Source organism: Roseicyclus marinus (genome assembly GCF_036322625.1).
In the GTDB taxonomy this organism is placed as follows: Bacteria; Pseudomonadota; Alphaproteobacteria; order Rhodobacterales; family Rhodobacteraceae; genus Roseicyclus; species Roseicyclus marinus_A.
The window spans coordinates 1,093,632-1,118,547 of the sequence record NZ_AP027266.1; the positions used below are offsets into that span (position 1 = coordinate 1,093,632).

Sequence of the window (24,916 nt, forward strand, 5' to 3'; positions counted from 1 at the left end):
GTCCCGTATACGCAAGATGCGCCGATCGCCGTGTGATGCAAGTTGTTGCCAGCGTTTCAGTTGACGCTGTTGGATTTAGGAAAAGTTCGAAAACCAGACCTGCGCAGTTCAGACAGCGAATGACCACTTCCTGCCCTGCACTTCATCCGTCATTTCCCGCGACCAATCGCGCCACCCTCTGCTCGAACCCCAGCCTGACTGAGGCCACCAGCCCCTCGGGAAACCCCGGCGGCATCTCCGCCAATGCCCCTTCAAATGCCCGCTCCGCCCGCCCACGAATGTCCTCGAACACCCCCGTCACCTGTTCACGAGAGAACCCCGCCGCCAGCGCCGTCTCCACGAAGTGCCGACCGTGGATGTCCACGACCCGGTAGTGCCGCCCTTGGCCGGCGCGCATGGCGAGCTTCATGTCCTTGATCTGCAACGTCCCCGCATCGAGCGAGGGTTGCACCGTCAGCACGTCGTAGATCGGCGTCATGCGGAAACGCCCGCCGGGCATCAGGGCGATGCTGAAGTTCTTGGCGTGCCCGTCCGTCGCCCCGATCAGCCAGAACAGGATCACGGCCTTCAGGAAATCCGCCCGGTCGCGCTGCGGCTCGTCGCTGCCGGTCAGCAGATCGCAGATTTCCACGATCCCCGGACCGCCCTCGTTCTGGTACTTGCGGGTCGGGGGCACAGACAGGGCCTGGCAGCAATCCTCCTGCGGCAGGCGGATCAGGCGACCGTCCCGGGCGCGCAGCCGGTCGAAGCGCTCAACGACCAGCGCGCGCGTCCTTTCGAAATCCGCGATCTCGGTCCGTGCCACGGGCAGTCCGAAGCCCGCCAGCAGGCGCAGGCAGAAGTGTTCGTTCTCGATGCTGTCGGTCAGGTCCATGCCATTGGGCAGGCGGCCGATGGCGGGCTTAAGGATATGGGTCGTGGGCGTTGTGCCGGTCGGCAGAACCCATTGCCCATCGTGGAACAGGAGCGCGGTCTTTTCCTGTGCGCCGGCGACGGAGATGCGGAAATCCTGCTCGGCCCGGATGCCAAGCGGGGTCTGCGCCAGATCGCTCAGCATGGCGCCAATCCGAGCGTCGCTCAACGGCTCACCGGTCAGCGCGCGGGCATCGCCGGGCTCCTCGCCCTCGGGCAGGAATTGCAGCGCGCCCACGCAATCGCGCCCGATCCGCGCGAGCAGGCTGTAGGCGTCCACACCATCCGCGCCCACGCGTTCCGCCACACGGCGGCGGATCAGGTCGCTGTCGGGCAGCAGGTTCTCGAAAACCGCGATCACGGGCGGGCCGGTGTAGCGCTCGGGCCGCAGGGGCAGGGCGCGCGAGATGGGCAGCGTGTTCTCCCAGGCCAGCCATTCCGCCGCATAGGTGAAGGCGAAGGCCCCGTCCGGCGCGCGGAAATATTGTCCCACGCGGCGGCCGTTCATGTAGACGTCGAGCGGCGCATAGGCGCGCTTGCGCCCCATCAGAAGATGTCCTCGAGATCACGCGGGGTCATCTTGCTGCGCGGCACGATCCGCAGTTCGAGGTCGAGCGCTGCCAGCAGGTCGAAGATCGTCTCCGCCTTGGCGCCGCTGGCGCCGGTCTCGATGTTGGACACTGTGCGCTGCCAGACGCCCGCGCGGGCGGCAAGCTCGGCCTGCGTCAGGCCTTTGGCCTTGCGGGCGGCGCGCAGGGTCTGGCCGAGGTCCTTGGTGGTGCGGGCGATCTGATCCATCCGGGTAATCCTTTCCCGACGAAGATGATCGGGAGATCATATGGAGTCAATATGTTCTGTGGGTGATAATTGCGATTTATGACCCCCCAGACATTTTCCATCTTCGTTCGTCTTTGCCTTCTGCCGGGCGAGTGGTGGTGGATCGTCGACCATGTACGGGATGGCTACTTGATGCCGGTCGGCATGTATTTCCTCTACGCACAGAGATTGAGAATTAGCCCATGGGCTATATGCGACGCTTATAGCTCTTGCGCTATATTGACAAAATATCGTCCTTGAGCTATCAGGGAGCCATGGACACCTTGCCCGCATACCCCATCCGAAGCCTCCGCCAAGCCGGGGCCGTGCTGAAGGCGCGGCGCGCGGCGCGGAAGATCAGCCAGAAGCAGCTTGGCGAGATGACGGGCACAGCGCAATCCACCATTTCCGACATCGAGAACGGAGTCGTTTCCGTCAGCCTCGATGTCTATCTGCGTCTTCTCGAGGCCCTCGGCGCGGAACTGTCCGCGACGGATCGTATAGCCGACCCTGGGCGGCCATAAAATGGCACGCATCGCCCGCGCGGGCCGCCGCACACGCCAAAGCAAGACCGCCGTCTGGTACGAAAGGGCGCGGGTGGGCACGCTGACCCGCGCGACGGATGGGGCCATCGCCTTCTCCTACGATCCCGACTGGCTCGCGTCCGAGGCCGCTTTTCCGGTCGCCAGCGCCCTGCCGCTGACCAGGCTCAAATGGCAGGGCGATCCCGCTATCGCCGCCTTCGACAACCTCCTGCCCGATGCCGAAGGCGAGCTGCGCGAGAAGATTGCCGCGCGTGTCGGGGCGCAGGGCAAGGATGTGTTCTCTCTGCTGTCCGTGCTGGGGCGCGACTGTGTCGGCGCGCTGCAATTCCTGCCGGTGGACGAGGCCCCATCCGAACAGGACATGCAGTATCGCATCATTTCCGAAGAGGAGATGGTCGCCGACCTGAAGAACCTTGCCGCCGCGCCGCTCGCCCTGAGCGAAGACGAGGATTTCCGGATCTCCATCGCCGGTGCGCAGGAGAAGACGGCCTATCTGCGGATCAATGGCCAATGGGCCAAGCCGCGCGGCATCACGCCGACCAGCCATATCTTCAAGACGCCCATGGGCCTCATTCCCGGCCCCGAGCAGATCGACCTGAGCGACAGCGTCGAGAATGAACTCTTCTGCATGACCCTGGCGGGCGAAATCGGCCTGCCCGTCGCGCAGGTCGAAAAGCTCACATTGCCCGGGCAGGTCGTGCTGTCGGTCGAGCGGTTCGACCGCGTCTGGCACGGCGACACCCTGAAACGCCTGCCGCAAGAGGATATCTGTCAGTCGTTGGGTTACCCTTCTGCCATGAAATACCAGAGGCTCGGCGGCCCCGGCGTCGCGCAGATCATGGAGCTTTTGCGGGAATCCGATACGCCCATCGAGGACCGGGAGACTTTCTTCCGGGCGCAGATCTTCTTCTTCCTGATCGGGGCCTCGGACGGGCACGCCAAGAACTTCAGCCTGCGTCTGGGGCGTCGGGCGCGATTCACCCTCGCGCCCCTCTATGACATCCTGAGCGTCGCCGCGGTCGTCCGCGCCGGACGCTTGCAGCGCAAGCGCTACCGCCTCGCAATGTCGATCGACGGCCATTACGGCATCGACGAGATCGTGCCGCGCCACTTCGAGGCCGAGGGCCGCGCGGCAGGTCTGCCCAAGGGCCGCGCCCTCGAGTTGTTGCAGGAGATGACCGATCGGCTGGGCCCCGCGCTGGAGCGGGCGCTTCTGGCGGTAGGCGATCAGGTCCCGGCGGCGGTCAGCGAGCCGATCGCAAGCGATGCGACGCAGCGGGCGGCGCAGATGCGGGAGCTGCTTTAGGGCTCCGGAGCATCTGCGGCCAACCCCTCCAACGCCTTGTCGACCTCGCGCGTTTTCGCGGCCAGCTGTGCCTCCCACAGACTGCGAAACGCCTCGGCGAATTCGACCAGACCCCCGGCGAAGGTGCGGATCATGGTCATGTCGTCTTCGGTGAAGGGCAGCGGGCGGCCGCGCAGTTTTGCCTCGTTCAGCTTGCGGGCAATGTGGTTGACGGCAGCGCCTTCGGTGGCGACTTGCGCGCCCCAGGCTTGCAGGTGGTCGAGCACAACCTGATCCACTGGGCGCAGCAGGATGTCGGCCGCTTCCATCAGACGTCGCAGGGCGGCGGGTTGGTCGGTGATGCCGCGACGCACCAATGCGGCCTGAAACCCCGCAAGTTGGCGCGCGCTCAGGCGCATGCTGATCGTCTTGGTGGGGCGAGGGCGCGTGCCTTTGGCCCGGCTCAGCGTGTTGTAGATCGTTCGGGGCGAGACGCCGAAGCGGTGGGCCAGAACGGCGGCTGATGTGCCCTCAGCGCGGGCCTCGATGATCTGGCGGCGTTCTTCCTCGGTCAGTTTGCGATGGTGGCGCATGTGAAGTTTACGTTCCTATTTCTTGCCAACTTCCTCCAGGCCCCCCGCCTCCCAGCGTCAGCGGAGGCGGGTCAGGGGCTTGGAGTCCGTTTCGATGGGTTTGCTTGGTTGGACGGGGCGCAGGGGACGCGATGCGGGAAACGCGATGCGCACTGCAGGGTGCGGGGAGCGCGGCGCAAAGGACGCGAGACAGGGCGCACGCTCCGGAAAGCGCGATGCACGGGACGCGATGCACGGGACGCGATGGGCGGCGCAACCTGCGCAAAACGCGCCCCTCATCCCGTCAACCCCGCCGCGCGCAGCTGGCCATCGGTCACCAGCCCCGCAGCCACCAGCGCCGTCACCTGCGGGGCGGTGATGTGCTTGCACATCGGGCTGCGGTCGCGGACCCAAGCGGCCAGTCGGGCGTGGTGATCTGCGGTCAGCGCCTTGTGCGCCTGCCGTTCCTCGGCCATCGCCTCAAGGAACCGTTGCCACCGGCGGGCAGCGAACCAGTTGTCCGAGAAACAGACCTTGGAGCGGGTGAAGCCCGCGCTTTCGGTCGCATAGGCCTGAACGGCGCGCAGCAGGTCGTCGGGGTCGATGCCTTCGGCCAGCGCCTCGGCAATCGCGCTCACGCTCGCCGCCTTCCCGCGCTGCCGGTCCTTGGGGTAGGCGGCCCAGATCCTTTCAACCCTTTCATCCACCGCCGCCGCCTCCGCGCGCTTGCGCGTAGGTGGTTTATGGATGGTTTCAGGGTGGTTTGGGGTCCACCGTGGACCCCGTACCCCGTCCACCATGGACCCCCTACCGGGGTCACGCTGGACGGGGTCCACCATGGACCCCGTTCCTTCGTCAGGTTCGGCGGAGCTTTCCAAGGCCATCACGCGGTCGAGAACGATCCGGTAGATGACGGTGAAACCGTTCTTGCAGGGACGCCGCCCGGTCTCGATCAGGATGCCTTCGCGCAGGAAGTCGGTGATGGTGCGCTTGACGGTGCTTTCACCCAGTTCGGTGTGGCGCTGGATCGTGCCCTTGGAGCACCAGATGCCCGAGCCGTCATCGCTCGCCTTGTCGGCCAGGAACATGATGATCTGCTTGCGGGCGGCGCTGCCGAAGATCCGGTCGGCGCAGCGATTGGCGATCTTCCAGCTCATGCGCAGGCCTCCGGGAAGGAGGCACGGCGAAGCGTCAAGGGCGGCGGATCATTCCGCTTGACAGAATGGAAAACGCCGCCGCACCATCCGCCCAAAGCCCCTTTCCGGGCCCGCAAATGGTTTGACAATCGGCCCGTAAGTGCCTGATTTTCCGTAGTGGGTTTGACAAAAATTTCGCCCGTAACCGCCTGATCTTCCATCCACAATCTGGGATTGAAAATCCTCGTGTCGGTGGTTCGATTCCGCCCCCGGGCACCACTTCCCAGCCCCCGCAACGTCACGCCGCGTATCACCTGCGCGCTTGGGCTTTTCTCGCCCCCTCGAGCCTGCCGCCCATCGGCCAAATCCTCGCGGCGCTGACACCCCGTTTGCCGGCGTCCGCCCTCCCAACAGCCGCGCCCCATCGGATAGTGAATTCACCAAATCGATAAACGCCATGTGACTTAGTGATTTTCGTGATCCCGCTCCGTGACCTAAGACAAAGGGCAAGCTGGGGTGGGGACAGATGTTCAAGTATTTTCCGACCAATTATCCGTGGAACCTTTCGGTCATGCTCTCGATCGAGATGGGCGCGCGCATGGGCGAGATCGCCGAGATGTGCGGCCCCCTGATCGCGGCCTCCCAAGCCCCCGATGCCGAAGGCACCGCAGCCTTCCGCACAACATGGGCCGACATGGCCGACCGGCTCTGCGCCCTGGCCGATGAGGACAGGGCCGCCGGGCGCGCGATCTCTGCGGGCGACAAATACCTGCGCGCGGCCAATTACCTGCTGACGGCCGAACGCCTGCAACCGCATGGCGCGCCGGGGCGGGTGGCGCTCTACGAGCGTTTCCTCGACACCTTCGCCCTGGGGCTCGACCTGACCCATGCCGCCGTCGAACGGGTGCGCATCCCCTATGGCGACAGCTTCCTGTCGGCCCTCTTCGTGCCCGCGCGCGGCGTGACCGGGCCGCAACCCGTGCTGGTGCAGGTCAACGGCCTCGATAGCACGAAGGAGATGAAATATTTCGTGGGCCTGCCCAAATGGCTGGCCGAACGCGGCGTCGCCTCGCTCATCGTCGATCAACCCGGCACGGGCGATGCGCTGCGCCTGCGGGGCCTGACTGCGCGCTTCGACAGCGAACACTGGGCCTCCCGCATCGTCGATTGGCTCGAGACGCGGGCCGATATCGACCCCGCCCGCATCGGGATGGAGGGGGTCAGCCTTGGCGGCTATTACTGCCCCCGCGCCGTGGCCTTCGAGCCGCGCTTTGCCATGGGCGTCGTCTGGGGCGCGAACCATGATTGGCGCGACGTGCAGAAACGGCGGCTGGAAAAGGAGGGGAATTTCCCCGTTCCCCATTACTGGGCCCATGTCTGCTGGGTCTGGGGCGCCAGGGATACCGAGGATTTCATGCGCATCGCCGAGGATGTGCATCTCGACGGCATCCTCGACCGCATCCGGGTGCCCTTCCTTGTGACCCATGGCAAGCATGACAGCCAGATCCCGTTGAAATGGGCGGAAAAAACCTATGCCGAGCTGGTCAACAGCCCCAGGCGCGAACTCAAGATCTTCGATGAACGCACGGGCGGCGTGCAGCATTCGAGCTTCGACAATTCCGCCAATGCCGGGGCCTATATCGCCGATTGGGTGGCCGAGGTGCTGGGCGGGCGCACCGCATGAATCCGCTCGATGGATTCCGGGTCGACCCCGCCACGCTCGGCTTCCTGGGCGAGGGGCTCGAGCGGCCCGAATGCATCCTGGCCGAGCGGGACGGCACGCTTTGGGTCGCCGATGGGCGGGGCGGGGTCACGCGCATCGACCCCGACGGGGCGCAGGCGCTGATCCTGCAGGGCGAGGCCAACACGGCCACGGGCTTCCATGACCGCCTGGTCGCGGCCGAGGGCAGCCTGCCCAACGGCCTCTGCTTCGACCAGGACGGCACGATCCTCATCGCCAATTGGGGCACCGAGCGGCTGGAGCGGATGACCCGCGATGGCCGGACCGAGGTGTTGCTCGACCAGATCGACGGGCAGCGCATCGGCAAGGCCAATTTCGTCGCCCGCGACGCGGCAGGGCGGCTGTGGCTGACCGTCACCACCCGCATGCAGCCCTGGACCGACCATGTGCGCAGCCTGTCGCGCGACGGCTATATCGCGGTGATCGACGGGCGCGGCGCGCGGATCGTCGCCGACGGGCTCTGCGGCACGAACGAGCTGCGCTTCGATCCCACGGGGGAGTGGCTCTATGTCGCCGAAACCACCGCCCGCCACATCACCCGCTTCCGCGTCGATGGCGACCGGTTGTCGGGGCGCGAGGTCTATGGCCCCTCGAATGTCGGCGGGTTCTGCGACGGGATCGCCTTTGACGCCCATGGCAATCTCTGGACGACGCTCGTGATGGCCGACCGGCTGGTGGCGATCACGCCCAAGGGCGATCTCCACACGATCCTTGATCTGGGGGGCGATCCCGCAGCCTTGGCCGCACTTGACGCCGCATGGGCCGAGGCGCGGCTGACGCCCGAGATCATGCAGGCCACAGGCGGCACGCTCTGCCGCTGGATGGCCTCGCTCACCTTCGGGGGCCCGGATCTGAAAACCGTCTATCTCGGCTCGCTTCAGGGCAAAAGCATCCCGTTTTTCCGGTCGCCCGTGGCCGGGCTTGCCCTTCCGGGATGGTAGGAATGCGGGTCGTCATCACCGGGGCGGGCGGCTTTCTGGGCAGGCGGATCGCGCATCTGCTGGCTGCCGATCCGCGTGTCACGGCGCTCCGCCTTGTCGATCACGCGGACCTGCCCGACCTGCCGGGGGCCGAGTGTCTGACCGGCGATCTGGCCCATCCCGATCTCACCGCCCGGGCCATCATGGGCGCCGATGCCGTGATCCACCTGGCCGCCATTCCCGGCGGCGCGGCCGAAGCCGACCCGTCCCTTGCCCATCGCGTGAACATCGACGCCACGATGGCGCTGATGGGCGCGCTCCGGGGCAGGGGGGTGCGCTTTGTCTTCGCCTCCACCGTTGCGGTGCTGGGTGACGCCCTGCCGCCCGTGGTCGATGATGATACGCCCCCCGCCCCCCGCCTGATCTATGGCGCGCAAAAGGCGATGATCGAGACCTGGCTTTCGACGCTCGCGCGGCGCGGCGATCTTGACGGCGTGGCGCTGCGCCCGGCGGGGATCGTGGCGCGCGACGGGACGGATGCGGGGCTCAAGACCGCCTTCCTCAGCCGCGTCTTTCACGCCCTCCGGCGGGGGGAGGATATCACTTTGCCCGTGTCCCCCGATGGCACGACATGGCTCGCCTCGGTCGAGAACGTGGCGCGGAACTTCGTTCATGCCGCCTTCGTGGCCGACCTCGGGCCGCGCCGGGTGTTGACCCTGCCCGCGCTCACCTTGCGCTTCGATGCGCTGGTCGCAGCCCTTCAGGCCGAATTCCCGGACAGCGCCGCGCGCGTCACCCATGCGCCCGATCCCGCGATCATGGCAGCCTTCGGCCGCCAGCCCCCGCTTCTGACCCCAGCCGCCGAGGCGCTGGGCTTTGCCCGCGATGCCGACGCCCGCGCGCTGGTGCGCGCCGCCTTCTGAAGGAGAGAGATGATGCGCCTTGCGACCCTGCCCGATGGAACGCCCGATGGACGCCTCCATATCGTCAGCCGCGACAATGCCCGCTGCGCCCCCGCTGAGGCCGCCCACACCCTGCAAGCCGCGCTCGAAGGCTGGGACAGCCTGCGCCCCCTGCTCGCGGCGGAATACGATACCCTCAACCAGGGCGGCGGTGCGCCTTTCGATCCCGCCACGGCCATGGCCCCGCTGCCCCGCGCCTGGGCCTGGCTCGACGGCTCGGCCTTCGACAATCACGGCCTCCTGATGGACGAGGCCTTCGGCGTCAAGGCCGAGAAGATCCCGGGCAAGCCCCTGATGTATCAAGGGATTTCCGACCGCTTCCTTGCGCCCGCCGCCGATGTCCCCCTGCCGTCCGAGGGGGACGGGATCGATTTCGAAGGGGAATTCGGCGTGCTGACCAGCGCCGTCCCGATGGGCACGACCGACACCCTGCCGAAAATCGCGCTTCTGGTGCAGATCAACGACTGGTCGCTGCGCAAGCTGGGTGCGGCCGAGATGAAGACGCGCTTTGGCTGGATACAGGCCAAGCCCGCCTGCGCCATGGCCCCCGTGGCCCTGACCCCCGATGAGCTTGGCCCCGCCTGGGCCGGGGGGCGCATCCACCTGCCCCTGCAGGTCGCTTGGAACGGTGCGACCTTTGGCAACCCTCACGGGGGCGAGATGTCGGTGGGCTTTGACGCGCTTGTGGCCCATGCCGCCTATTCCCGCCACCTGCCCGCCGGCACGGTGATCGGCTCCGGCACGGTGTCGAATGCCGCCTATCGCAGCGTCGGGTCGGCCTGCATCGCCGAACGCCGCGCGATCGAGATGCTCGATCATGGCGATGCGCAGACCCCCTTCCTGTCCTTCGGTGACCGGGTGCGGATGGAATGCCGCGCCGCCGATGGTGGCCCGCTCTTCGGGGCCATCGACCAAAGGGTGATCCCCGCCTGACCCCGTTCAGGGCGGCGCATCCAGCCAGACCGCGCCGCCCTCGATCCGCACGGGCACCGGCGTCAACGCCTGCCCAAGGCAGGGGCCGATCTCGCACACCCCATCCTCGATCCGGAACAACGCCCCATGCGCCGCGCACAGGATGCGCGTGCCATCCCCGTTCAGAAACGCATCCTTGCGCCAGCCAAGCGGCGCACGGTCATAATGGGGGCAGTTGTTGACATAGGCATAGACCCGCCCGCCCCGGCGCAACAGCACCACGCCATCGCGCCCGCGTGCATTGGGCAGCACGCCGCGCGCGCCGCCCTCGGGGATATCCTCGAGCCGGCAGAGCAGCGTCATCCCTTGCCGGGGGGCGGGCCGCCGGGTGCCCATTTGGCGACATTCTCGAACAGGAACATCTGGGCGGCCTCCTTGGACATCGGTACTTCGCGCAGGGTCCAGTCGCCGTCATGCTTGTCCATGTCGGCGTCGTATTCGACATGGGTCCCGAGCGGAGAGTTGAAATACCAAAACCAGTTCGACCCGAACTTGTGCCGCCCCGGCCCCCAGAAGCTTTCGTATCCCTTCTTCACCATGCGGCTGCCCGCCAGCATCAGCTCGGTCGGTCCTTGCATGTGAAAGGCCAGATGCTCCAGCCCCTGCATGTATTCGGGCGTCTGGATCATGAACAGGACGTGGTGGTCGTCATTGGCCTGCGGACGCAGGAAGGGGCCGGTATTGGTGAACTTGTCGGTGACGACGAAGCCCAGCCGGTCGATGTAGAAATTGGCCATCCTGTCCATGTCGGGCACGAAAAACACGATATGGCTCAGCGTGCGGGGACGGGCGGGGGCATCCTCGTTCGCGCCGATCTCGTTGGGGGCGCGCCCCGGTGCGGCACCGGGCGAATTGATCCGCTCGGGCGGCAGGTCCAGCACGATGCGCCGCGTCACCTGAAAGCCGATGCGAAACCCGCCGTCATCCACGGTATGCAGCCGCCCGTCGGCATCCACCGTCACCTCGCGGTCCTTCGACAATTCGGCGGCGATGGCATCAAGCGTGGCCTGATCCTCCACCCCCCAGATCGTTTCGCGCAGCCGCGTGGCCGTGGGCAAGGGCGGGGGCAGCGCGGGGTCATTCCTGTCGCGCAGGATGACGGCGGTGCGATCCAGCGCCTCGAAACAATCCGGCGCGCTTTCGCTCAGCCCGTAATCGCTCAGAAAGGCACGGCAGGCCTCGATATTGTCCACGCCAAAGATCAGTTCGTCCGGCCCTATGATCCGCATCGTGCAGGTCCTTTCGCAGTTTGTTGACCTGTTGCTAGCGGATGCCGTAGCATTCATGAAATTGGAAACATGGATGCGATGCATCTGATTGGTGGATAGATCACCATGCGATTCAAGAAACTCGATCTGAACCTTCTGGTGGCGCTCGATCATCTGGTGACGCTGAAATCGGTCAGCCTTGCCGCCGAAAAGATGTTCATGAGCCAATCGGCCATGTCCAATGCGCTCAACCGCCTGCGGCAGTATTTCGACGATCCGCTTCTGGTGCAGGTCGGCAAACGGATGGAGGTGACACCGCGCGCCGAGGCGATGCATCCCGCCATCCGCGAGATCCTCGTGCGGATCGAGGCGACGATCGACACCCATCCCGAATTCGACCCCACCCAATCCAGCCGCACCTTCAACGTTCTGGTCTCCGACTATTCGCTGCGGGTGCTGATCCCGCTCGTTCTGGCCGAGATGGAACGCCAGGACGCGCGGGTGCGGCTGAACCTTCTGACGCAAAGCAGCACGCCGCACATGATGCTCGAACGCGGCGATGCCGATCTGTTGATCAGCCCCGACCTGTTCATCTCGCCCGAACATCCCTCGCAGCTTCTGTTCGAGGATCGCTATGTCGTCATCGCCTGCGCCCATGGTCCCCATGCGGGCGCCCGGATGGATCTCGCGCGCTACAGCACGGCCCGGCACGCCGTCATGCTGCCCCCCAACACCAGCGGCATGTCCGCCCCCGTCGAAGACCGCTACCTCAAGCAACTGGGCGTCACGCGGCAGGTGGACATGACGACCTTTTCCTTCCTCTCCTTGCCCTATCTCGTGGCCGGAACCAGCCGCATCGCGACGGTTCACAGCTATCTGGCCGATCACACGATGGCCGACGCCGGGATCGTGCACTTCCCCTTGCCCTTCGACATGCCGCCCTTCCGGCAGATGATGCAGTGGCACAGCTACCGCGATCAGGACCCCGGCATCGGCTGGATCCGGAACCTCTTTGCCAGGGCCGGGGCGCAGCTGACCAAGTATTGACAGGATCGATCACGAAAATCGGTTCTTTCCATTTCCGTGATGTATCTTTTTCGCCTAGCCTCCCCAAGACGAGTGAGGGAGGTCACAAGTTGCCAGGAAACGTGCTTGTTGTCGGCGGGGGAATCGGCGGGCTGACGGCGGCCATCGCGCTTTGCCGCAAGGGGTTCTCGGTCCAGATCGTGGAACGCGACCCGTCGTGGTCGGTCTATGGCGTGGGCATCATCCAGCAGATGAATGTCGTGCGCGCGATGAAGGAGATCGGCGTGCTGGACAGCTACCTGTCCAAGGCGCGCGGCTTTGACCGCTCCACCATCTTCGTGGGCCCCGGCGGCGTGCAGGAAGCCTCCTTCGAGACGCCGCGCCTTGCAGGCCCCGAATACCCCTCGAACGCGGGCATCAGGCGCAAGGACCTGCAAGAGGTTCTGGGCGATGCGGCCAAGGCTGCGGGGGCAAGCATCCGGCTGGGCGTCACCGTCGCCGCGATGGCAGATGACGGCGCGGGCGTGGATGTGACCTTCTCCGATGGCGCCACCGCGCGCTTTGACATCGTGGTGGGGGCCGATGGCATCTATTCGCGCACGCGTGCCGCCATCCTGCCCGATGCGCCCAAGCCCCGCTACACCGGGCAATGGGTCTGGCGCTACAACCTGCCCATCCCCGCCGATCTCGACGGGATCCATATCTTCGCCGGTCCCTGCAATGCGGGGCTGGTGCCGATGACCGATGACCTGATGTATCTCTTCCTCGTCAGCCAGGAACCCGAGGGGCATTTCCAACCCGTCGAAGGGGCCGCCGCCGCCATGCGGTCGCGCGCCAGGATGCCCGCCCCCCAGCTTGTCCCCCATCTCGACGCCATCACCGAGGATGCGGGCGTCGTCGCCCGCCCCATCGAGGCGGTGTTCCTCGAGCATCAGCCCTGGCATGTGGGCCGCGTCGTGCTGATCGGGGATGCGGTCCATGCCTCCTCCCCGCATCTCGCCCAAGGGGCGGGCATGGCGATCGAGGATGCGCTGGTCCTGGCCGAGGAACTGGCACGCCACGACAGGCCCGAGGCCGCCTTTGACGCCTATCGCGCGCGCCGCTTCGACCGCGTGTCCCATGTCGCGCTCAACTCGCTCAAGATCGGCGAGATGCAGATGGGCCTGATCCCGCCCTTCGACGTGGGCGCGCTCACCGGGCAGACCATCCGCATGATGTGCGGGCCGATCTGACATGGCCCGCCGCCTGATCGATCTCTCCGTCACGCTCGATGACCGGATCGCCGCCGATCCGCCGGGTCTTGGCCCCACCATCCACTACAGCGACCACGACGCGGGCGCGCGGGATTTCGAACGCATCTTCGGCATGCCCGTGTCCCGCCAGCTGGGCGGCAAGGGGGCCGCCGTCGAACGGGTCGAGATGACCACCCATAATGGCACCCATATGGATGCGCCCTGGCACTACCATCCCACGATGAACGGGGGCGAACGGGCGCTGACCATCGACGAGATCCCGCTCGACTGGTGCATGGGGCGCGGCGTGCGGCTCGATTTCCGGCATCTGGCCCATGGCCATGTCGTCACCGCGGCCGAGGTTCGGGCGGAACTGTCCCGCATTGGCCATGACCTGCGCCCGGGCGACATCGTGCTCGTGAACACCGCAGCCGGGGCGCGCTACGGCCAGCCCGATTACGTCGCCTCCGGCTGCGGCATGGGGCGCGAGGCGACGCTCTGGCTCGCCGCGCAAGGCATGCGGCTGTGCGGCACCGACGCCTGGAGCTGGGACGCCCCCCTTGCCCGCCAGATGGAACGCGTGCGCGAAACCGGCGATGACAGCCTGTTCTGGGAAGGGCACAAGGCCGGGGCCGATTGCGTCTATTGCCACATGGAAAAGCTCGCCAATCTCGATCTCCTGCCCGCCACGGGCTTCGAGGTCATGGCCTTTCCGGTCAAGGTCGCGGGCGGCTCGGCGGGCTGGTGCCGCCCGGTGGCGCTCATCGACGCCTGACAGGCGCAAACCGCACCAGGACCGATCACCAAAAGGGTAGGGAAGCGATGCAACTTGCTGTCGATACCGCGTCATCGCCGATCATGGCGCAGCTCCGAAAGGGGACCGGCCTGATCGCCGTCGGGGCCATCGCGGCGGCCCTTCTGGGCGCACTGGTGATCGTGGGCGATGTCCTGGCGCGGTGGCTCTTTTCCACCGCCGTCTTTGCCTTGAACGAGATCATTTCGCTCGTCTTTGCCATCGCCGTTGCCTTTACCCTGCCTGCGGGGGCTTCCCTTCGGGTCAATCTCAGGATCGATCTTCTGGCCCATCTGACGGGCCCGCGCCTGACGGCATGGCTGCGGCTGGCGGGCTCGGTGGCGCTCTTCGTCTTTTTCGCCATCCTTGCCTGGCGGCTTTTCGGTCTGGCGCTGCGCTTTGGCGACAGCGGGCGCGCGACGCCCCTGTTGCAGGTCCCGCTTGCGCCCGCCTATTTCGCGATCAGCGCAGGGCTTGCCGCCGCCGCGCTCGTGCAGGTCTTCATGATCGCCGAGGATGCCCTGGCCCTTCGCGCGCCGCCGGGGCAGGGGCGCTCGCACCCCGTGGTGCTCGTGTTGTTGGCGGTCTTCGTGGGGGGCCTTTTGTCCATCGGGCTCTGGATCATCCTCGATTTCGACGGCTTTGCCGAATTTTCGCTGCTCCGGCCGGGTCTCGCCGCAGGCGTGGCCTTTGCGATGATGTGGGTCGCCGTCCTGTTGCAGATCCCTCTGGCCGCCGCGACCGCCCTTGTGGGGGTGGTGGGCGCGATGGGGATGCTGGGGCCGATGGCCTCGCTCAACACCTTCGCGGGCGATACGGCCGATTTCTTGCGCAACCCTCAGGTGGCGACCCTGCCCATGTTCCTGATCATGGGCGCTTTCGCGGTGGTCGCGGGCGTGTCCGATGACCTCTTCCGCCTCGGGCAGGCGCTTTTGGGCCGGTTCCGGGGCGGGCTGGCCTATGCCACCGTCCTGGGCTGCGCGGGCTTTGGCGCGGTTTCGGGCAATTCCATCGCCACATCGGCCACCTTCGGGCGCATGGCGCTGCCCGCGATGGCGCGCTCGGGCTATGCGCCGGGTCTGGCCACGGGCAGTGTCGCGGCGGGCGGAACGCTGGGCGCGCTCGTGCCGCCCTCGGGGGTGCTGGTGCTGTTTGCGCTTCTGACCGAAAGCTCCATCGGCGCGCTCTTCGTGGCGGCGATGATCCCCGCGCTTCTGGCGGTCGTGCTCTATTTCGGGGCGATCTTCGTCACGATCCGCATGAACCCTGCGACAGTGCCCGCCGCCGAACCCGCCGCCCCCGGCGCGACCCGCGCGGCCCTGCGCGGGTCCTTCCCGGTCATCGCGATGTTCGGCGTCGTCATCGGCGGGCTTTACGGCGGCATCTTCACCGCGACCGAAAGCGCGGCGGTGGGCGCGGTCAGCGCGGTTCTGCTCGCCATTCTGCGCGGCAAGCTCACCCGGCAAAGCATGCTCGCCGTCTTTGCCGAGACGACGGCCACCACCGCGATGATCTACGCGCTGATCTTCGGCGGGCTGATGTTCGCCTTTTTCATCAACCTGGGCGGCATCCCCGACATGATGAGCGCCTGGGTCGCGGCCATCGATGCGCGCCCCATCGTCGTGCTGGCGGTGCTGATCCTCGTCTACCTGCTGCTGGGGTCGGTCATGGACAGTTTCGCGGTGATGATCATCACGGTTCCGGTCATCACGCCCATCGTGCTGGCGATGGGATACGACATCCTCTTCTGGGGCATCTTGATGCTCATGGTGGTCGAGATCGGCATGATCTCGCCCCCCTTCGGAATGAACCTCTTCATCCTCAAGAGCATCGACCGCGATGTCCGGCTGGGAACCGTGATGCGCGGGGTTCTGCCCTTCGTCACCGTCGATCTGGTCAAGGTCGTCTTGCTCGTGGCCTTTCCCGCGCTGGCGCTCTGGCTGCCCTCGACGATGTAGCGACGGGCTGGCGCGCAAGCAAAAGGGCCGCCGGGATCTGTCCCGCCGGCCCTTTCATCTGGCCCGAATAGGGCCTCAGTTCTCGCCCAGTTCCGCGCGCGCCGCCGCCATGGCCTCTTGCCATTGCGCCAGCAGCTCCGCTCCGCCCTCGATGCGCTGGGCAAAGCCGTCGAACACGGCCTGCGCGATCTCGCCCTGCAGCAGGGCCAGATCCTCGGGCGGGATGTCGATGACCGTATGACCGGGCTGGGCTGCGACCATCGCGCGCCCCTCGGCATCCCAGGCATCCATGATCGCGCCCACCTCGCGCGTGACATCGCAGCCGGAATTGGCCTCCAGCACCGCGCGGGCCTCCGGCGTCAGCGCCTCCCAGCGGGCCCGCGACATGAAGACCATGCCGGTCGCCCCTCCCAGTGGTGCCGCCATATGCGCCGTCGTCACCTCGTGGAGGTTGAACGCCGGGAAAGCCGTGAAGGGCAGGATATTGCCATCCGCCGTTCCCAGTTGCAGCGCCTGGTAATTGTCATAGACCGGGATCGACAGCGGCGTGCCGCCAAGCCCGGTCACCACGGCCGCCGCCGTCGGGCTTCCGACGATGATCTTGCGCCCCGCGATATCGGTTACCGACGACAACTCGCCCCCGTTCACATGCAGCGAGGATTGCGGGAACGGGACGAAGAACAGCGGCACCACATCGGCGAAGTCCTCTCCGAATGCGCCCTCTTCGTAGAGCCTGCACATCGCGATGGCCGCAGCCTCCGCCGAACCTTCGACGAAGGGCACTGACGTGACCAGCGAGCGCGGGAAACGGCCGGGCTGGAAGACAAGCATGCCAAAGGCGATCTGGACCACGTCATCGGTCACGCGGTCGACGTAATTGTCGTTGTTGACGAGCATCGGACCATGCCGGACCACCAGCTCGATCACGCCTTCACCCTGTTCGGCAACCCGTTCTGCCCAGGGGATGATGACGCGCAGGTTCATCGGGTGGATGGGGATATTGCCTGTTCCCACCATCAGGCGCTCCGGTTCGGCGGCTGCCGAAATCGGCGCAAGGGCCGTAGTTGCGGCCAAAAGCAGGCCCAGCGAAAGCTGTCTCACGTTCTCCTCCCGTTTACTGTCCGTTTACCGTCGACGTCGCGCAAGCGTAGGGCGAGAGCATGCCTTCACAAAGCAGATTTGCTAAATCACTGGCATTGATTTCATGAATTTGACCACCGTTCGGTGGTATCGGTTTCGTCAATGATTTGTATATTTATTATCCGTTTTGGTAATGATGCATTAACCCATACCTTGCCCGAGGCAGCAGGGAACGGGGGGTGGATGTCTGCCGCGAACCCGTCCCGATGCGACCGTTTCCAATCGGGAGGAACAGCGAAATGAAACACGGAATTCTTGCGATCGGCGCCCTTCTCCTTGCGGCTGGCGCAGCCTCGGCCCAGGACTTCAACTTTTCCGTCACCAACCTGCGCGCGGAAGCCGACCATTACATGGCCCCCATCGTCATCGTCGATGACGCGATGGCCGAACCCTTTCTCTTTGCCGATGGCTACCTGACCGAAGGCTTCATCGACGCGGTCCTCAATGGCGATCCGCGCCCGCTCAACGCCCAGATCGGGGCGGGTTATGCCGGTCCCGTTCTGGGCAATCGCAACGGCACGGGCCCGCATATCTCGGCCGGTGAAACGGCGGCGGCCGATTACTTCATCACCTCCGAACGCCTGCGTTTCTACGCCAAGGGCGGCTATTCCGAGGGCGAGGATACGGTGATCACGGGCACCTGGGACGTGACGCCCGAGGGCGGCGAGATCCTGCTCGATCTTTACGATATCGGCCATGACGAGGGGCGTCGCGAACTTGTCATGGTCCAGGAAGGCGTTGTGCGCCTCGTCATCACGCCGAACTGATCAGGTCATCCGATTTGCGGCGGTCGGCCCCGCAGGCCGCCGCAGATCTTGGGTCGGTGCGCCCCCTGATCTCTCCTGAACCATCTGTTTTTCAAAGTTTTTTTCCCCTGCCATGAAGGTCAGGGGCCAGCATTCCCCCTTGGCTGAAAGCTGCCAAGGGATGCCATGCCGCTTGCCTCCGTCGCGTGGCGCGCATCGGGTCCGGCCCCGCCGTCCCTGCTATCTATCGATACAAACATGCATACTTTAAGAGCGCGAACTTAACCCAAAGACAAAAGCGGGCGCCCTAAACTTTCGATACTGTCCTGCCGTAAAGGAGACCGGCATGGACATCAGGACAGCGCAATCACAAGCGGGCGCGGCGCGGACAGCGATCGCGGAGCTTTGCGCCGGCCTGGGTCTTGCCGATCGACCCCGGCCCGATTTCGTGGCGCTCCATTTCGCGGTCGGTCTGGATCGGGAGGAACTGGCTCTTGCGGGCCGCGTGGCCTTTGGGGATGTGCCCCTGCACGGCGGGTCCTCCTGTCTGGGGGTCATGGGTTCGGACGGCATCTCCATCGACGGATCGGGAAGCGGCGCCTTTGCCATCTGGGACCCGGACGGCAGCTACGGGACGGCATCGGCCCCGCTGGGCGAAGATCCGCAAGCGGCGGCGCGCGCCGTGGTTCTTGCCGCGCTCGTGCGGGCCGGTCGTCCGGGCGAATTGCCCGACATGGTCTGGGTCACGGCCTCTCCCGGGCGGGAGGAAGCGGTTCTCGCGGGCCTGCGCTCCGTGCTCGGGTCCGAAACCCTGATCGTCGGCGGTTCGGCGGCCGACAACGACGTGAGCGGCCAATGGGCGCTCTTCGGCCCCGACGGGCTGCACCGCGACGGGATCGTGGTGTCGGTCCTCTTTCCCACGCAGCCCATCGCATCGGTCTATCAAAGCGGCTATGCCCCGATCGGTCCCAGCGGCGTGGTCACCCGCGCCGAAGGGCGCAAGCTGATCGAGATCGACGGGCAGAGCGCGGCCGAGGTTCTGCATCACTGGTCGGGCGGCGTCGTTCCCCCCGTTGGCCCGGAGCCGCAGTCCATCCTTGCGCCCACGGCCCTTTGGCCGCTCGGTCGCGTGGTGCGCCATGTGGCTAATGTGCCCTTCCACCTGATCGTCCATCCCGCGACGGTCTGCCCGGACGGATCGGTCGATCTCTTCGCCGATGTCTCGGTCGGGGATCGGCTCTGGCAGATGCGTGGCACGACCGACAGCATTCTTGGCCGTGCCGGCGCGGTGGCGGCCGCCGCGCGGGCAAATGTCGGCGGGGCGGCGGCGGGTGCCCTTGTCGTCTATTGCGGGGGATGCATGTTGTCGATGCGCGACCGCCTTGGCGAGGTGGCCCAAGGCGTCACCGCAGCCTTGGGGGATGCGCCCTGGCTGGGCGTGTTCACCTTCGGCGAACAGGGCGTGCCTGCGGGCGACGAGGTCCGGCACGGCAACCTGATGATTTCGTGCAGTGTGCTGGCCGCGCCTGATGCGTGAGCATCCCGGTTTCCCGCATCCGGACCGGCAGGCGCATCGCTGCCGCAAGGCTTGCGGTCCGATACGCGATGCGCGATCCTGTGTCCCACGGTATCGAGTGACCGCGGCCCGCATGGCTGCGCGGCAAGGTGCGGTTGCATGAAAGACGCCAAGACCGATCCAGACTGGCTGGCCGCCCGCCTCGCGGAGGAACAGGAGGCCCGGCGCGCCGCCGAACGGCAACTGGCAGAGCGCAGCCGCGAACTGGACGATCTCGGTCAACGCCTGCTGGCCGAAACAGAGGCGCTGCGCGACGCCCTCTCGGTCACCGACGCCCTGCGCCAGAGCGAGGCATCGGCGCTCAGGGATCGGTCCATCCTGTCGGAGGCATTGAAGGCGCTGACCGGCCGCAACAGCGCCGATGCGGCGCTCCAGTCCCTGCTTGATGTGCTCAGGCTGAGCGTCCCGGCGCGCCAGTGTTTCTTCCTGACCGACGAAGGCGGGCAGACGCGCATTGCGGCCTCCGCCTGCGATGGGTTCGCGGGACAGGACCTGCCCATCCCGCCCGGCATCCTGGCGCGATCGCGCCGCATACCCGACCTGAGGTCGCTGGCCGCCGATGGGGCGCCCTGGCCCGACAGCTTGCCGGGCGCCACCCCCGCGCTGATCGTTCCCATGAAGCTCGGCGATGAAACGGCGGCGGCCCTTTTGCTCGTCTTTGATGCGCCCACCGATCTGACATCGGACAGGCTCAGGACGCTCGAACAGGTGGCGGGCTTCGCGGTACAGGCGCTGCGTGCCCTGCGCGAGGCGCGGCGCAACGCGCTCCTTGTCGCCCTGGTCGAGGGCAAGCCGCCGGAACGGGCCGACAGCATTCTCGATACGCCGCTCGAGGCGATCCACGGTGCCTTTTCCCGCCTGACCGAAATGCAGGGCGAGGCGGTTGGCATTCTCGATGCGCTTCTGGGGGCGCCGCTCCATGACACGGACATCGCCATCGACGATGCCCTTGCCCGGATGGGCCGGTTGACCGCGACGGACCGTGTCTATGTCTTCCGGCTTCGGCCCGAGGGCGATTTCATCGACAATACCCATGAATGGTGCGCGCCCGGCATCGCGCCCATGCGCGAAACGCTGCAAGACATCCCGTCGGGGATGATCGACCATTGGCGGGCGGTCTTCGATGCCGGCGAGCCTGTCGTGATCCCCGATGTCGAAACGATGCCCGACAGCGCCCCCGAGAAAGAGACGCTGCGCCTGCAGGGCATCCGCTCGCTCCTGGCCGCACCCATGGTCAGCGACGGGCGGTTCCATGGTTTCGTGGGCTTTGACGCCGTGCGCGCGACGCGCAGCTTCCTGCCCGGCGAGGTCTACCTGATCCGCTCCGTGGCCAAGGTGGTCGTATCCGTTCTGGCGCGCCGCGATGCGGTCGAGCGTCTGGCCCAGGCCCATGCCGAAACCGTCGTCCAGCGCCGCAGGCTCGAGGCCGTGCTGGCCGCCATGCCCGATCTGATCGTCGAGCTTGACGGCGAGGGGCGGTTCACCTCGTGGCATTCCGGGGCAATCGCCGTGCCCGATCCGGTCTACCAGTATTTCCTCCATCGCACCCCCGAGGAAACCCTGCCGCCCGAGCTGGCTGCGATCGCGCGCGCCAAGTTGCGCGAACTGGACGCGGGCGCGCGCAGCATCAGCCATGATTTCAAGCTCGCGCTGCTCGGGCCGGATGAACGCTGGTGGCAGGTGATCGGCACCGCGCAGGGCGACAGCGGCTATATCTTCGCCTTGCGCGACATCACCGACCTGCGCGCCCAAAGCGCCGAGATCGAACGCCTGTCCAAGATCGCGCGGCGCACCACGAACCTCGTGGTGGTCACCGATGCAAAGCGCCGGATCGAATGGGTGAATGCCGCCTTCGAAAAGACCACCGGCTGGACCCTCGAGGAAGTGCGCGGGCGCAATCCGGGCCAGTTCCTGCATTGCGCGGATACCGACCCCGAAACCGTTGCCCGGTTCCGCGCGGCGCTGGATGCGGGCATGGCCGTGCAGGGCGAGATCCTGAACCAGTCGCGGACCGGCGAACGGTACTGGCTGTCGATCGACATCCAGCCCGTGCAGGACGAGGATGGCAATCTCGACGGGTTCATGGCCGTGCAGGTCGACATCACCGAGCAAAAGCGACAGGCCGATGCGCTGCGCCAAGCCGCCCGCGAAGCGGCGTCTGCGCGCGCGACGCTCGAAACGGCGGTCGAGGCGCTTCGAGACGGTTTCGTCCTCTACGACAGCGACGACCGGCTCGTGATCTGCAACACCCGCTACCGCGAAATCTACGCCCTGTCCGCGCCCGCCATCGTGCCGGGGGCCAGTTTCGAAAGCATCCTGCGCTACGGGCTGGCGCAAGGCCAGTATCCCGATGCGCATGGCCGCGAAGAGGCATGGCTGGCCCAACGGCTCGGCCTGCATGGCGCGGATGAAAGCGAAGTGGAACAGCGGCTGGCGGACGGCACCTGGCTCAGGATCTACGAAAAGGCCACGCCCGATGGCGGTCGCGTCGGTCTACGGGTCGATATCACCGAACTCAAACTGGCCGAACAGCGCGCCATCGCCGACCGCGCCACCGCGATGGAGGCAAGCCTTGACGGCATCGCCATTACCGATGGCGAGGGCTGCTACACCTACATGAACCGCGCCCATCTGGAGATGTTCGGCTTCAGCTCCGAAGCCCAGGTCCTGGGGCGGCACTGGTCCATCCTCTACGGTCCCGAGGAAACCGCCTGGCTCACGGCCCATGCGATGCCGGTCCTGATGCGCGACGGCGGCTGGTCGGGCGAGATCATGGGCCTTGCCCGCGACGGCAGGCCGGTGGATCAGGACGTGTCGATGACCCGCAAGGATGATGGCGGTTTCCTGATCATCAGCCGCGACATCACCCAGCGCAGGCAGGAGCGCGCCGAGCGCGAGCGTCTGGAGCACGAGCTGCAACTGGCGCAGCGCCGCGAGATGATCGGCCAGATGGCCGCGGGGCTTGCCCATGATTTCAACAACCTGCTGGCCGTGATCGCGGGGGGGGCCTCCCTGATCCGCGAAACGGCCTCGCAGGACGACAGCGCCGCCATCGGCGCGGCGCGCATCCTGGCGGCCTCCGACCAGGCCGCGGGCCTCGTGCGGCGTCTCTTGGCGCTTGGCGCGCGTCAGCCTGCGCGGGTCACGCTCGACCTGCGCCAACCCGTGCGCGAAGCGGCCGAGCTTGTCCGCTCCAGCCTGCGCGCGCCGATGCGGCTTTTCCTGTCCCTGCCCGATCAGGCGGTCGAGGCGCTGGCCGATCCGACCGACATTCTTCAGGTCATCCTGAACCTTGCCATCAATGCGCGGGACGCGCTGGCCGATGGGCCGGGGTCGATCGCCATCAACCTGACCCCGCCCGAACTTCCTGCCGTGATGGGCGGCGTGACCGTCGGCAGGCTCGACCCCCAGCGGCGCTACGCCTGCCTGTCGGTGGTCGATACGGGGCCGGGCATGCCGCCCAATGTCGCCGCGCGCATCTTCGATCCCTATTTCAGCACCAAGGGGGAAAAGGGCACGGGGCTCGGGCTTGCGGTCGTGTCCTCGGTGATCGCGGACAACGGGGGCGCGATGCGTCTGGAAACCGCGCCGGGGCAGGGGACGCGCTTCGATGTCTTCTGGCCGACCGAGCCGCTGTCCAACAGCCAAAGGCCCGACACGCTGCCGGGCGCGCCGCTGACCGGGCGGCTGGATGGGCGCACGATCCTTGTTCTCGACGACCAGCAAGAGGTGCTGGACGTGCTCACCGCCTATCTCGAGGCGGCCGGGGCCGAGGTCGCCCCCTCGACCGATCCGCGCGACATTGTCGATGCGCTGCAAGATGATCCCGGGGCCTGGGATCTTCTGGTCACCGATTACGACATGCCCCAGATCAACGGGGCCGAACTGGCACGGGCGGCGCGGCTGCATGCACCCGGCCTGCCGGTGGTCCTCGTGACGGCGCTGGTCGGGGAAACCGGGCGCAACAGCGATGATTTCTCCGCCGTCTTGCCCAAACCGCTCGACCGCGAGGCGCTGTTGTCCACGGCCGAGCGCGTCATTCTTTCTTCAGTGAACCGAGACGAGTAGCCATGCGTGTGTTGATTGCCGATGACCATGAACTTTTGCGCGATTTCTTCGATGCCTGGCTCCGAAAGGAAGGCATCGAGGTGACGGCGGCCTGCGATCTGCCTGCTGCGCTCGAGATTGCGCGAAAGGCCGAGCCTTTCGATCTGGTCCTGCTCGATTTCCGCATGCCGGGCATGGACCGGCTCGATGGCCTCGCGCGGTTCCTGGCCGAGGGCAAGGGGGCGGCTGTCGCGCTGATGTCGGGCAATGCCGCGCGTGACGTGGTCGAGGATGCGTTGCGCATGGGGGCGGCGGGTTTCCTGTCCAAGGTGATGCCGCCGAACGAATTCGTGGCCGCCGTTCGCGCGATGGCCAAGGGGGACAGGATCACGCTGCAAGATGACCCCTCCGCGCCCCGTGCGGCATCGATCGATGCAACGCCCCCCGGCGCCTTGACGCGGCGGGAACGCGATGTGCTCGAAAAGCTGTGCGAGGGCAAATCCGACGCCGATATCGCCCGCGACCTGGGCTTGGGCGAACCCACGGTGCGCCTCCATCTCAAGACCTTGTGCCGCAAGCTCGGCACACCCGATCGCGCGGCGGCCGCAGATCTTGCCCGGATCGCGGGCATGGTCTGAGCGCGCACGGCGCCTCGCGCTCAACCGGGGTCGGCGGGCCCCAGGCCAAAGACCACGGCGGCACTTGCCCCTGCGGCAAGCCCCGCCTCCCACTCCCTTTCGCGCGCGGCCTTGGCCCGCACCGGGTCCAGCCCGCCCGTGACGGTTTCGGGCGGCAGGCAGACAAGACCGTCATCATCCCCAAGGATCAGGTCGCCCGGATCGATCCTTGCGCCCCCCAGATCCACGGGCGCATTGATCACGCCCCCTTCGGCGCCCGTGGGGCCGCGCGGGGTGATGTGGCGGGCAAAGACCGCGAAATCCGGCCAGCCCGCCAGCGTCGCCACATCGCGCACCGCCCCGTCGACCACCAGCCCCGCGACACCCCTGCGCCGCAGCTGACCCGACAGGATATCCCCGATCATCGCCCAGTGCGCGTTGCCGCCCGCCGCCACGCACAGCACATCACCCGGTCCGACAAGGTCCAGCACATGCAGCATCGCGCCGAAATCGGGCGGGGTGACCTGCACCGTCACCGCCCGCCCGAACAGGCGCGGCTGTTCGCCTGCCGGGCGCAGCGGGCGCAGGCTCGGGTCGATCTGGCGCGCGCCCGGCGCGCAATCGACGGCCAGCGCCACGGGCACCGCGCGCCAGGGCGCGATGGCGGTTTCGGGCAGGGGCGCGGGCGCGGGATGGATCGTCACGGGCATGG

22 protein-coding genes are annotated in these 24,916 nt (G+C 66.7%); 14 read left to right on the forward strand and 8 right to left on the reverse strand.

The window, feature by feature from the left end:
* Positions 1-142 precede the first annotated feature (142 nt).
* Complete coding sequence (locus AABA51_RS05220; RefSeq protein WP_338275086.1) at positions 143-1,459, reverse strand: type II toxin-antitoxin system HipA family toxin; 1,317 nt, start codon at positions 1,457-1,459, stop codon at positions 143-145.
* The gene (locus AABA51_RS05225) at positions 1,459-1,710 is read right to left on the reverse strand and encodes a helix-turn-helix domain-containing protein (RefSeq protein WP_338275088.1); all 252 of its coding nucleotides are present in this window, start codon (positions 1,708-1,710) and stop codon (positions 1,459-1,461) included. The genes AABA51_RS05220 and AABA51_RS05225 overlap by 1 nt, the downstream gene beginning before the upstream one ends.
* A gap of 293 nt (positions 1,711-2,003) precedes the next feature.
* On the opposite strand from AABA51_RS05225, the gene AABA51_RS05230 reads away from it, so the two are divergent.
* A complete protein-coding gene (locus tag AABA51_RS05230) occupies positions 2,004-2,252 on the forward strand; it encodes a helix-turn-helix domain-containing protein (protein ID WP_338275090.1) in 249 nt (82 codons plus the stop codon).
* Between the two features lies 1 nt (position 2,253).
* Positions 2,254-3,579, forward strand: coding sequence for a type II toxin-antitoxin system HipA family toxin (locus tag AABA51_RS05235; RefSeq protein WP_338275093.1), 1,326 nt, complete (start codon positions 2,254-2,256; stop codon positions 3,577-3,579).
* Here the strand turns inward: AABA51_RS05235 and AABA51_RS05240 are convergent.
* Complete coding sequence (locus AABA51_RS05240) at positions 3,576-4,151, reverse strand: helix-turn-helix domain-containing protein (protein WP_338275095.1); 576 nt, start codon at positions 4,149-4,151, stop codon at positions 3,576-3,578. The genes AABA51_RS05235 and AABA51_RS05240 overlap by 4 nt on opposite strands.
* A gap of 275 nt (positions 4,152-4,426) precedes the next feature.
* Positions 4,427-5,287, reverse strand: coding sequence for a hypothetical protein (locus AABA51_RS05245; protein ID WP_338275098.1), 861 nt, complete (start codon positions 5,285-5,287; stop codon positions 4,427-4,429).
* A gap of 505 nt (positions 5,288-5,792) precedes the next feature.
* On the opposite strand from AABA51_RS05245, the gene AABA51_RS05250 reads away from it, so the two are divergent.
* Genes AABA51_RS05250 through AABA51_RS05265 form a run of 4 tightly spaced genes read left to right on the forward strand, consistent with a single transcriptional unit; the run spans position 5,793 to position 9,822 of the window.
* On the forward strand, positions 5,793-6,950 hold the full coding sequence (locus tag AABA51_RS05250; protein WP_338275100.1) for an alpha/beta hydrolase family protein: 1,158 nt from the start codon (positions 5,793-5,795) through the stop codon (positions 6,948-6,950).
* Positions 6,947-7,948, forward strand: a complete 1,002-nt coding sequence (locus AABA51_RS05255; RefSeq protein WP_338275103.1) for an SMP-30/gluconolactonase/LRE family protein — start codon at positions 6,947-6,949, stop codon at positions 7,946-7,948. Before AABA51_RS05250 ends, AABA51_RS05255 begins: the two co-directional genes overlap by 4 nt.
* Before the next feature lie 2 nt (positions 7,949-7,950).
* Positions 7,951-8,850 (forward strand): NAD-dependent epimerase/dehydratase family protein, encoded by a 900-nt coding sequence (locus tag AABA51_RS05260; RefSeq protein WP_338275105.1) that lies wholly within the window; start codon positions 7,951-7,953, stop codon positions 8,848-8,850.
* 9 nt (positions 8,851-8,859) lie between these two features.
* Positions 8,860-9,822, forward strand: coding sequence for a fumarylacetoacetate hydrolase family protein (locus AABA51_RS05265; protein WP_338275107.1), 963 nt, complete (start codon positions 8,860-8,862; stop codon positions 9,820-9,822).
* 6 nt (positions 9,823-9,828) lie between these two features.
* On the opposite strand, the gene AABA51_RS05270 is transcribed toward AABA51_RS05265, so the two are convergent.
* Complete coding sequence (locus AABA51_RS05270; RefSeq protein WP_338275109.1) at positions 9,829-10,164, reverse strand: Rieske (2Fe-2S) protein; 336 nt, start codon at positions 10,162-10,164, stop codon at positions 9,829-9,831.
* The gene (locus AABA51_RS05275) at positions 10,161-11,090 is read right to left on the reverse strand and encodes a VOC family protein (protein WP_338275112.1); all 930 of its coding nucleotides are present in this window, start codon (positions 11,088-11,090) and stop codon (positions 10,161-10,163) included. Before AABA51_RS05275 ends, AABA51_RS05270 begins: the two co-directional genes overlap by 4 nt.
* 105 nt (positions 11,091-11,195) lie before the next feature.
* Between AABA51_RS05275 and AABA51_RS05280 the strand changes: the two genes are divergently transcribed.
* From AABA51_RS05280 to AABA51_RS05295, 4 genes are all read left to right on the forward strand, one after another.
* Positions 11,196-12,116 carry a LysR family transcriptional regulator gene (locus AABA51_RS05280; RefSeq protein WP_338275114.1) on the forward strand — a complete coding sequence of 307 codons (921 nt, stop codon included), beginning with the start codon at positions 11,196-11,198 and terminating at the stop codon, positions 12,114-12,116.
* Positions 12,117-12,217: 101 nt separating this feature from the next.
* A complete protein-coding gene (locus tag AABA51_RS05285) occupies positions 12,218-13,327 on the forward strand; it encodes an FAD-dependent monooxygenase (RefSeq protein WP_338275116.1) in 1,110 nt (369 codons plus the stop codon).
* 1 nt (position 13,328) lies between these two features.
* Positions 13,329-14,102 (forward strand): cyclase family protein, encoded by a 774-nt coding sequence (locus AABA51_RS05290; RefSeq protein ID WP_338275118.1) that lies wholly within the window; start codon positions 13,329-13,331, stop codon positions 14,100-14,102.
* A 47-nt stretch (positions 14,103-14,149) separates the two neighbouring features.
* The gene (locus tag AABA51_RS05295) at positions 14,150-16,078 is read left to right on the forward strand and encodes a TRAP transporter large permease subunit (RefSeq protein WP_338275121.1); all 1,929 of its coding nucleotides are present in this window, start codon (positions 14,150-14,152) and stop codon (positions 16,076-16,078) included.
* A 75-nt stretch (positions 16,079-16,153) separates the two neighbouring features.
* Here the strand turns inward: AABA51_RS05295 and AABA51_RS05300 are convergent, their stop codons facing one another.
* Positions 16,154-17,179: a hypothetical protein gene (locus tag AABA51_RS05300; RefSeq protein WP_338275123.1), complete on the reverse strand. Its 1,026-nt coding sequence runs from the start codon at positions 17,177-17,179 to the stop codon at positions 16,154-16,156.
* 278 nt (positions 17,180-17,457) lie between these two features.
* Here AABA51_RS05300 and AABA51_RS05305 point away from each other — a divergent pair, with 278 nt between their 5' ends.
* The 4 genes from AABA51_RS05305 (at position 17,458) to AABA51_RS05320 (ending at position 24,225) form a co-directional block, all read left to right on the forward strand.
* Positions 17,458-17,985 carry a hypothetical protein gene (locus tag AABA51_RS05305; protein ID WP_338275125.1) on the forward strand — a complete coding sequence of 176 codons (528 nt, stop codon included), beginning with the start codon at positions 17,458-17,460 and terminating at the stop codon, positions 17,983-17,985.
* 325 nt (positions 17,986-18,310) lie between these two features.
* On the forward strand, positions 18,311-19,501 hold the full coding sequence (locus AABA51_RS05310; protein WP_338275127.1) for an FIST signal transduction protein: 1,191 nt from the start codon (positions 18,311-18,313) through the stop codon (positions 19,499-19,501).
* A gap of 138 nt (positions 19,502-19,639) precedes the next feature.
* Positions 19,640-23,608 (forward strand): PAS domain S-box protein, encoded by a 3,969-nt coding sequence (locus AABA51_RS05315; RefSeq protein ID WP_338275130.1) that lies wholly within the window; start codon positions 19,640-19,642, stop codon positions 23,606-23,608.
* 2 nt (positions 23,609-23,610) lie between these two features.
* Positions 23,611-24,225, forward strand: coding sequence for a response regulator (locus AABA51_RS05320; RefSeq protein ID WP_338275131.1), 615 nt, complete (start codon positions 23,611-23,613; stop codon positions 24,223-24,225).
* Positions 24,226-24,245: 20 nt separating this feature from the next.
* On the opposite strand, the gene AABA51_RS05325 is transcribed toward AABA51_RS05320, so the two are convergent.
* Positions 24,246-24,914, reverse strand: a complete 669-nt coding sequence (locus AABA51_RS05325) for an RraA family protein (RefSeq protein ID WP_338275133.1) — start codon at positions 24,912-24,914, stop codon at positions 24,246-24,248.
* Positions 24,915-24,916 lie beyond the last annotated feature (2 nt).

Excerpts from the sequence above, each read along its gene's own strand:
- AABA51_RS05220 (WP_338275086.1), bottom strand. The coding sequence starts at position 1,459 with ATGGGGCGCAAGCGCGCCTATGCGCCGCTCGACGTCTACATGAACGGC.
- AABA51_RS05225 (WP_338275088.1), bottom strand. The coding sequence starts at position 1,710 with ATGGATCAGATCGCCCGCACCACCAAGGACCTCGGCCAGACCCTGCGC.
- AABA51_RS05230 (WP_338275090.1), top strand. The coding sequence starts at position 2,004 with ATGGACACCTTGCCCGCATACCCCATCCGAAGCCTCCGCCAAGCCGGG.
- AABA51_RS05235 (WP_338275093.1), top strand. The coding sequence starts at position 2,254 with ATGGCACGCATCGCCCGCGCGGGCCGCCGCACACGCCAAAGCAAGACC.
- AABA51_RS05240 (WP_338275095.1), bottom strand. The coding sequence starts at position 4,151 with ATGCGCCACCATCGCAAACTGACCGAGGAAGAACGCCGCCAGATCATC.
- AABA51_RS05245 (WP_338275098.1), bottom strand. The coding sequence starts at position 5,287 with ATGAGCTGGAAGATCGCCAATCGCTGCGCCGACCGGATCTTCGGCAGC.
- AABA51_RS05250 (WP_338275100.1), top strand. The coding sequence starts at position 5,793 with ATGTTCAAGTATTTTCCGACCAATTATCCGTGGAACCTTTCGGTCATG.
- AABA51_RS05255 (WP_338275103.1), top strand. The coding sequence starts at position 6,947 with ATGAATCCGCTCGATGGATTCCGGGTCGACCCCGCCACGCTCGGCTTC.
- AABA51_RS05260 (WP_338275105.1), top strand. The coding sequence starts at position 7,951 with ATGCGGGTCGTCATCACCGGGGCGGGCGGCTTTCTGGGCAGGCGGATC.
- AABA51_RS05265 (WP_338275107.1), top strand. The coding sequence starts at position 8,860 with ATGATGCGCCTTGCGACCCTGCCCGATGGAACGCCCGATGGACGCCTC.
- AABA51_RS05270 (WP_338275109.1), bottom strand. The coding sequence starts at position 10,164 with ATGACGCTGCTCTGCCGGCTCGAGGATATCCCCGAGGGCGGCGCGCGC.
- AABA51_RS05275 (WP_338275112.1), bottom strand. The coding sequence starts at position 11,090 with ATGCGGATCATAGGGCCGGACGAACTGATCTTTGGCGTGGACAATATC.
- AABA51_RS05280 (WP_338275114.1), top strand. The coding sequence starts at position 11,196 with ATGCGATTCAAGAAACTCGATCTGAACCTTCTGGTGGCGCTCGATCAT.
- AABA51_RS05290 (WP_338275118.1), top strand. The coding sequence starts at position 13,329 with ATGGCCCGCCGCCTGATCGATCTCTCCGTCACGCTCGATGACCGGATC.
- AABA51_RS05295 (WP_338275121.1), top strand. The coding sequence starts at position 14,150 with ATGCAACTTGCTGTCGATACCGCGTCATCGCCGATCATGGCGCAGCTC.
- AABA51_RS05305 (WP_338275125.1), top strand. The coding sequence starts at position 17,458 with ATGAAACACGGAATTCTTGCGATCGGCGCCCTTCTCCTTGCGGCTGGC.
- AABA51_RS05310 (WP_338275127.1), top strand. The coding sequence starts at position 18,311 with ATGGACATCAGGACAGCGCAATCACAAGCGGGCGCGGCGCGGACAGCG.
- AABA51_RS05315 (WP_338275130.1), top strand. The coding sequence starts at position 19,640 with ATGAAAGACGCCAAGACCGATCCAGACTGGCTGGCCGCCCGCCTCGCG.
- AABA51_RS05320 (WP_338275131.1), top strand. The coding sequence starts at position 23,611 with ATGCGTGTGTTGATTGCCGATGACCATGAACTTTTGCGCGATTTCTTC.
- AABA51_RS05325 (WP_338275133.1), bottom strand. The coding sequence starts at position 24,914 with ATGCCCGTGACGATCCATCCCGCGCCCGCGCCCCTGCCCGAAACCGCC.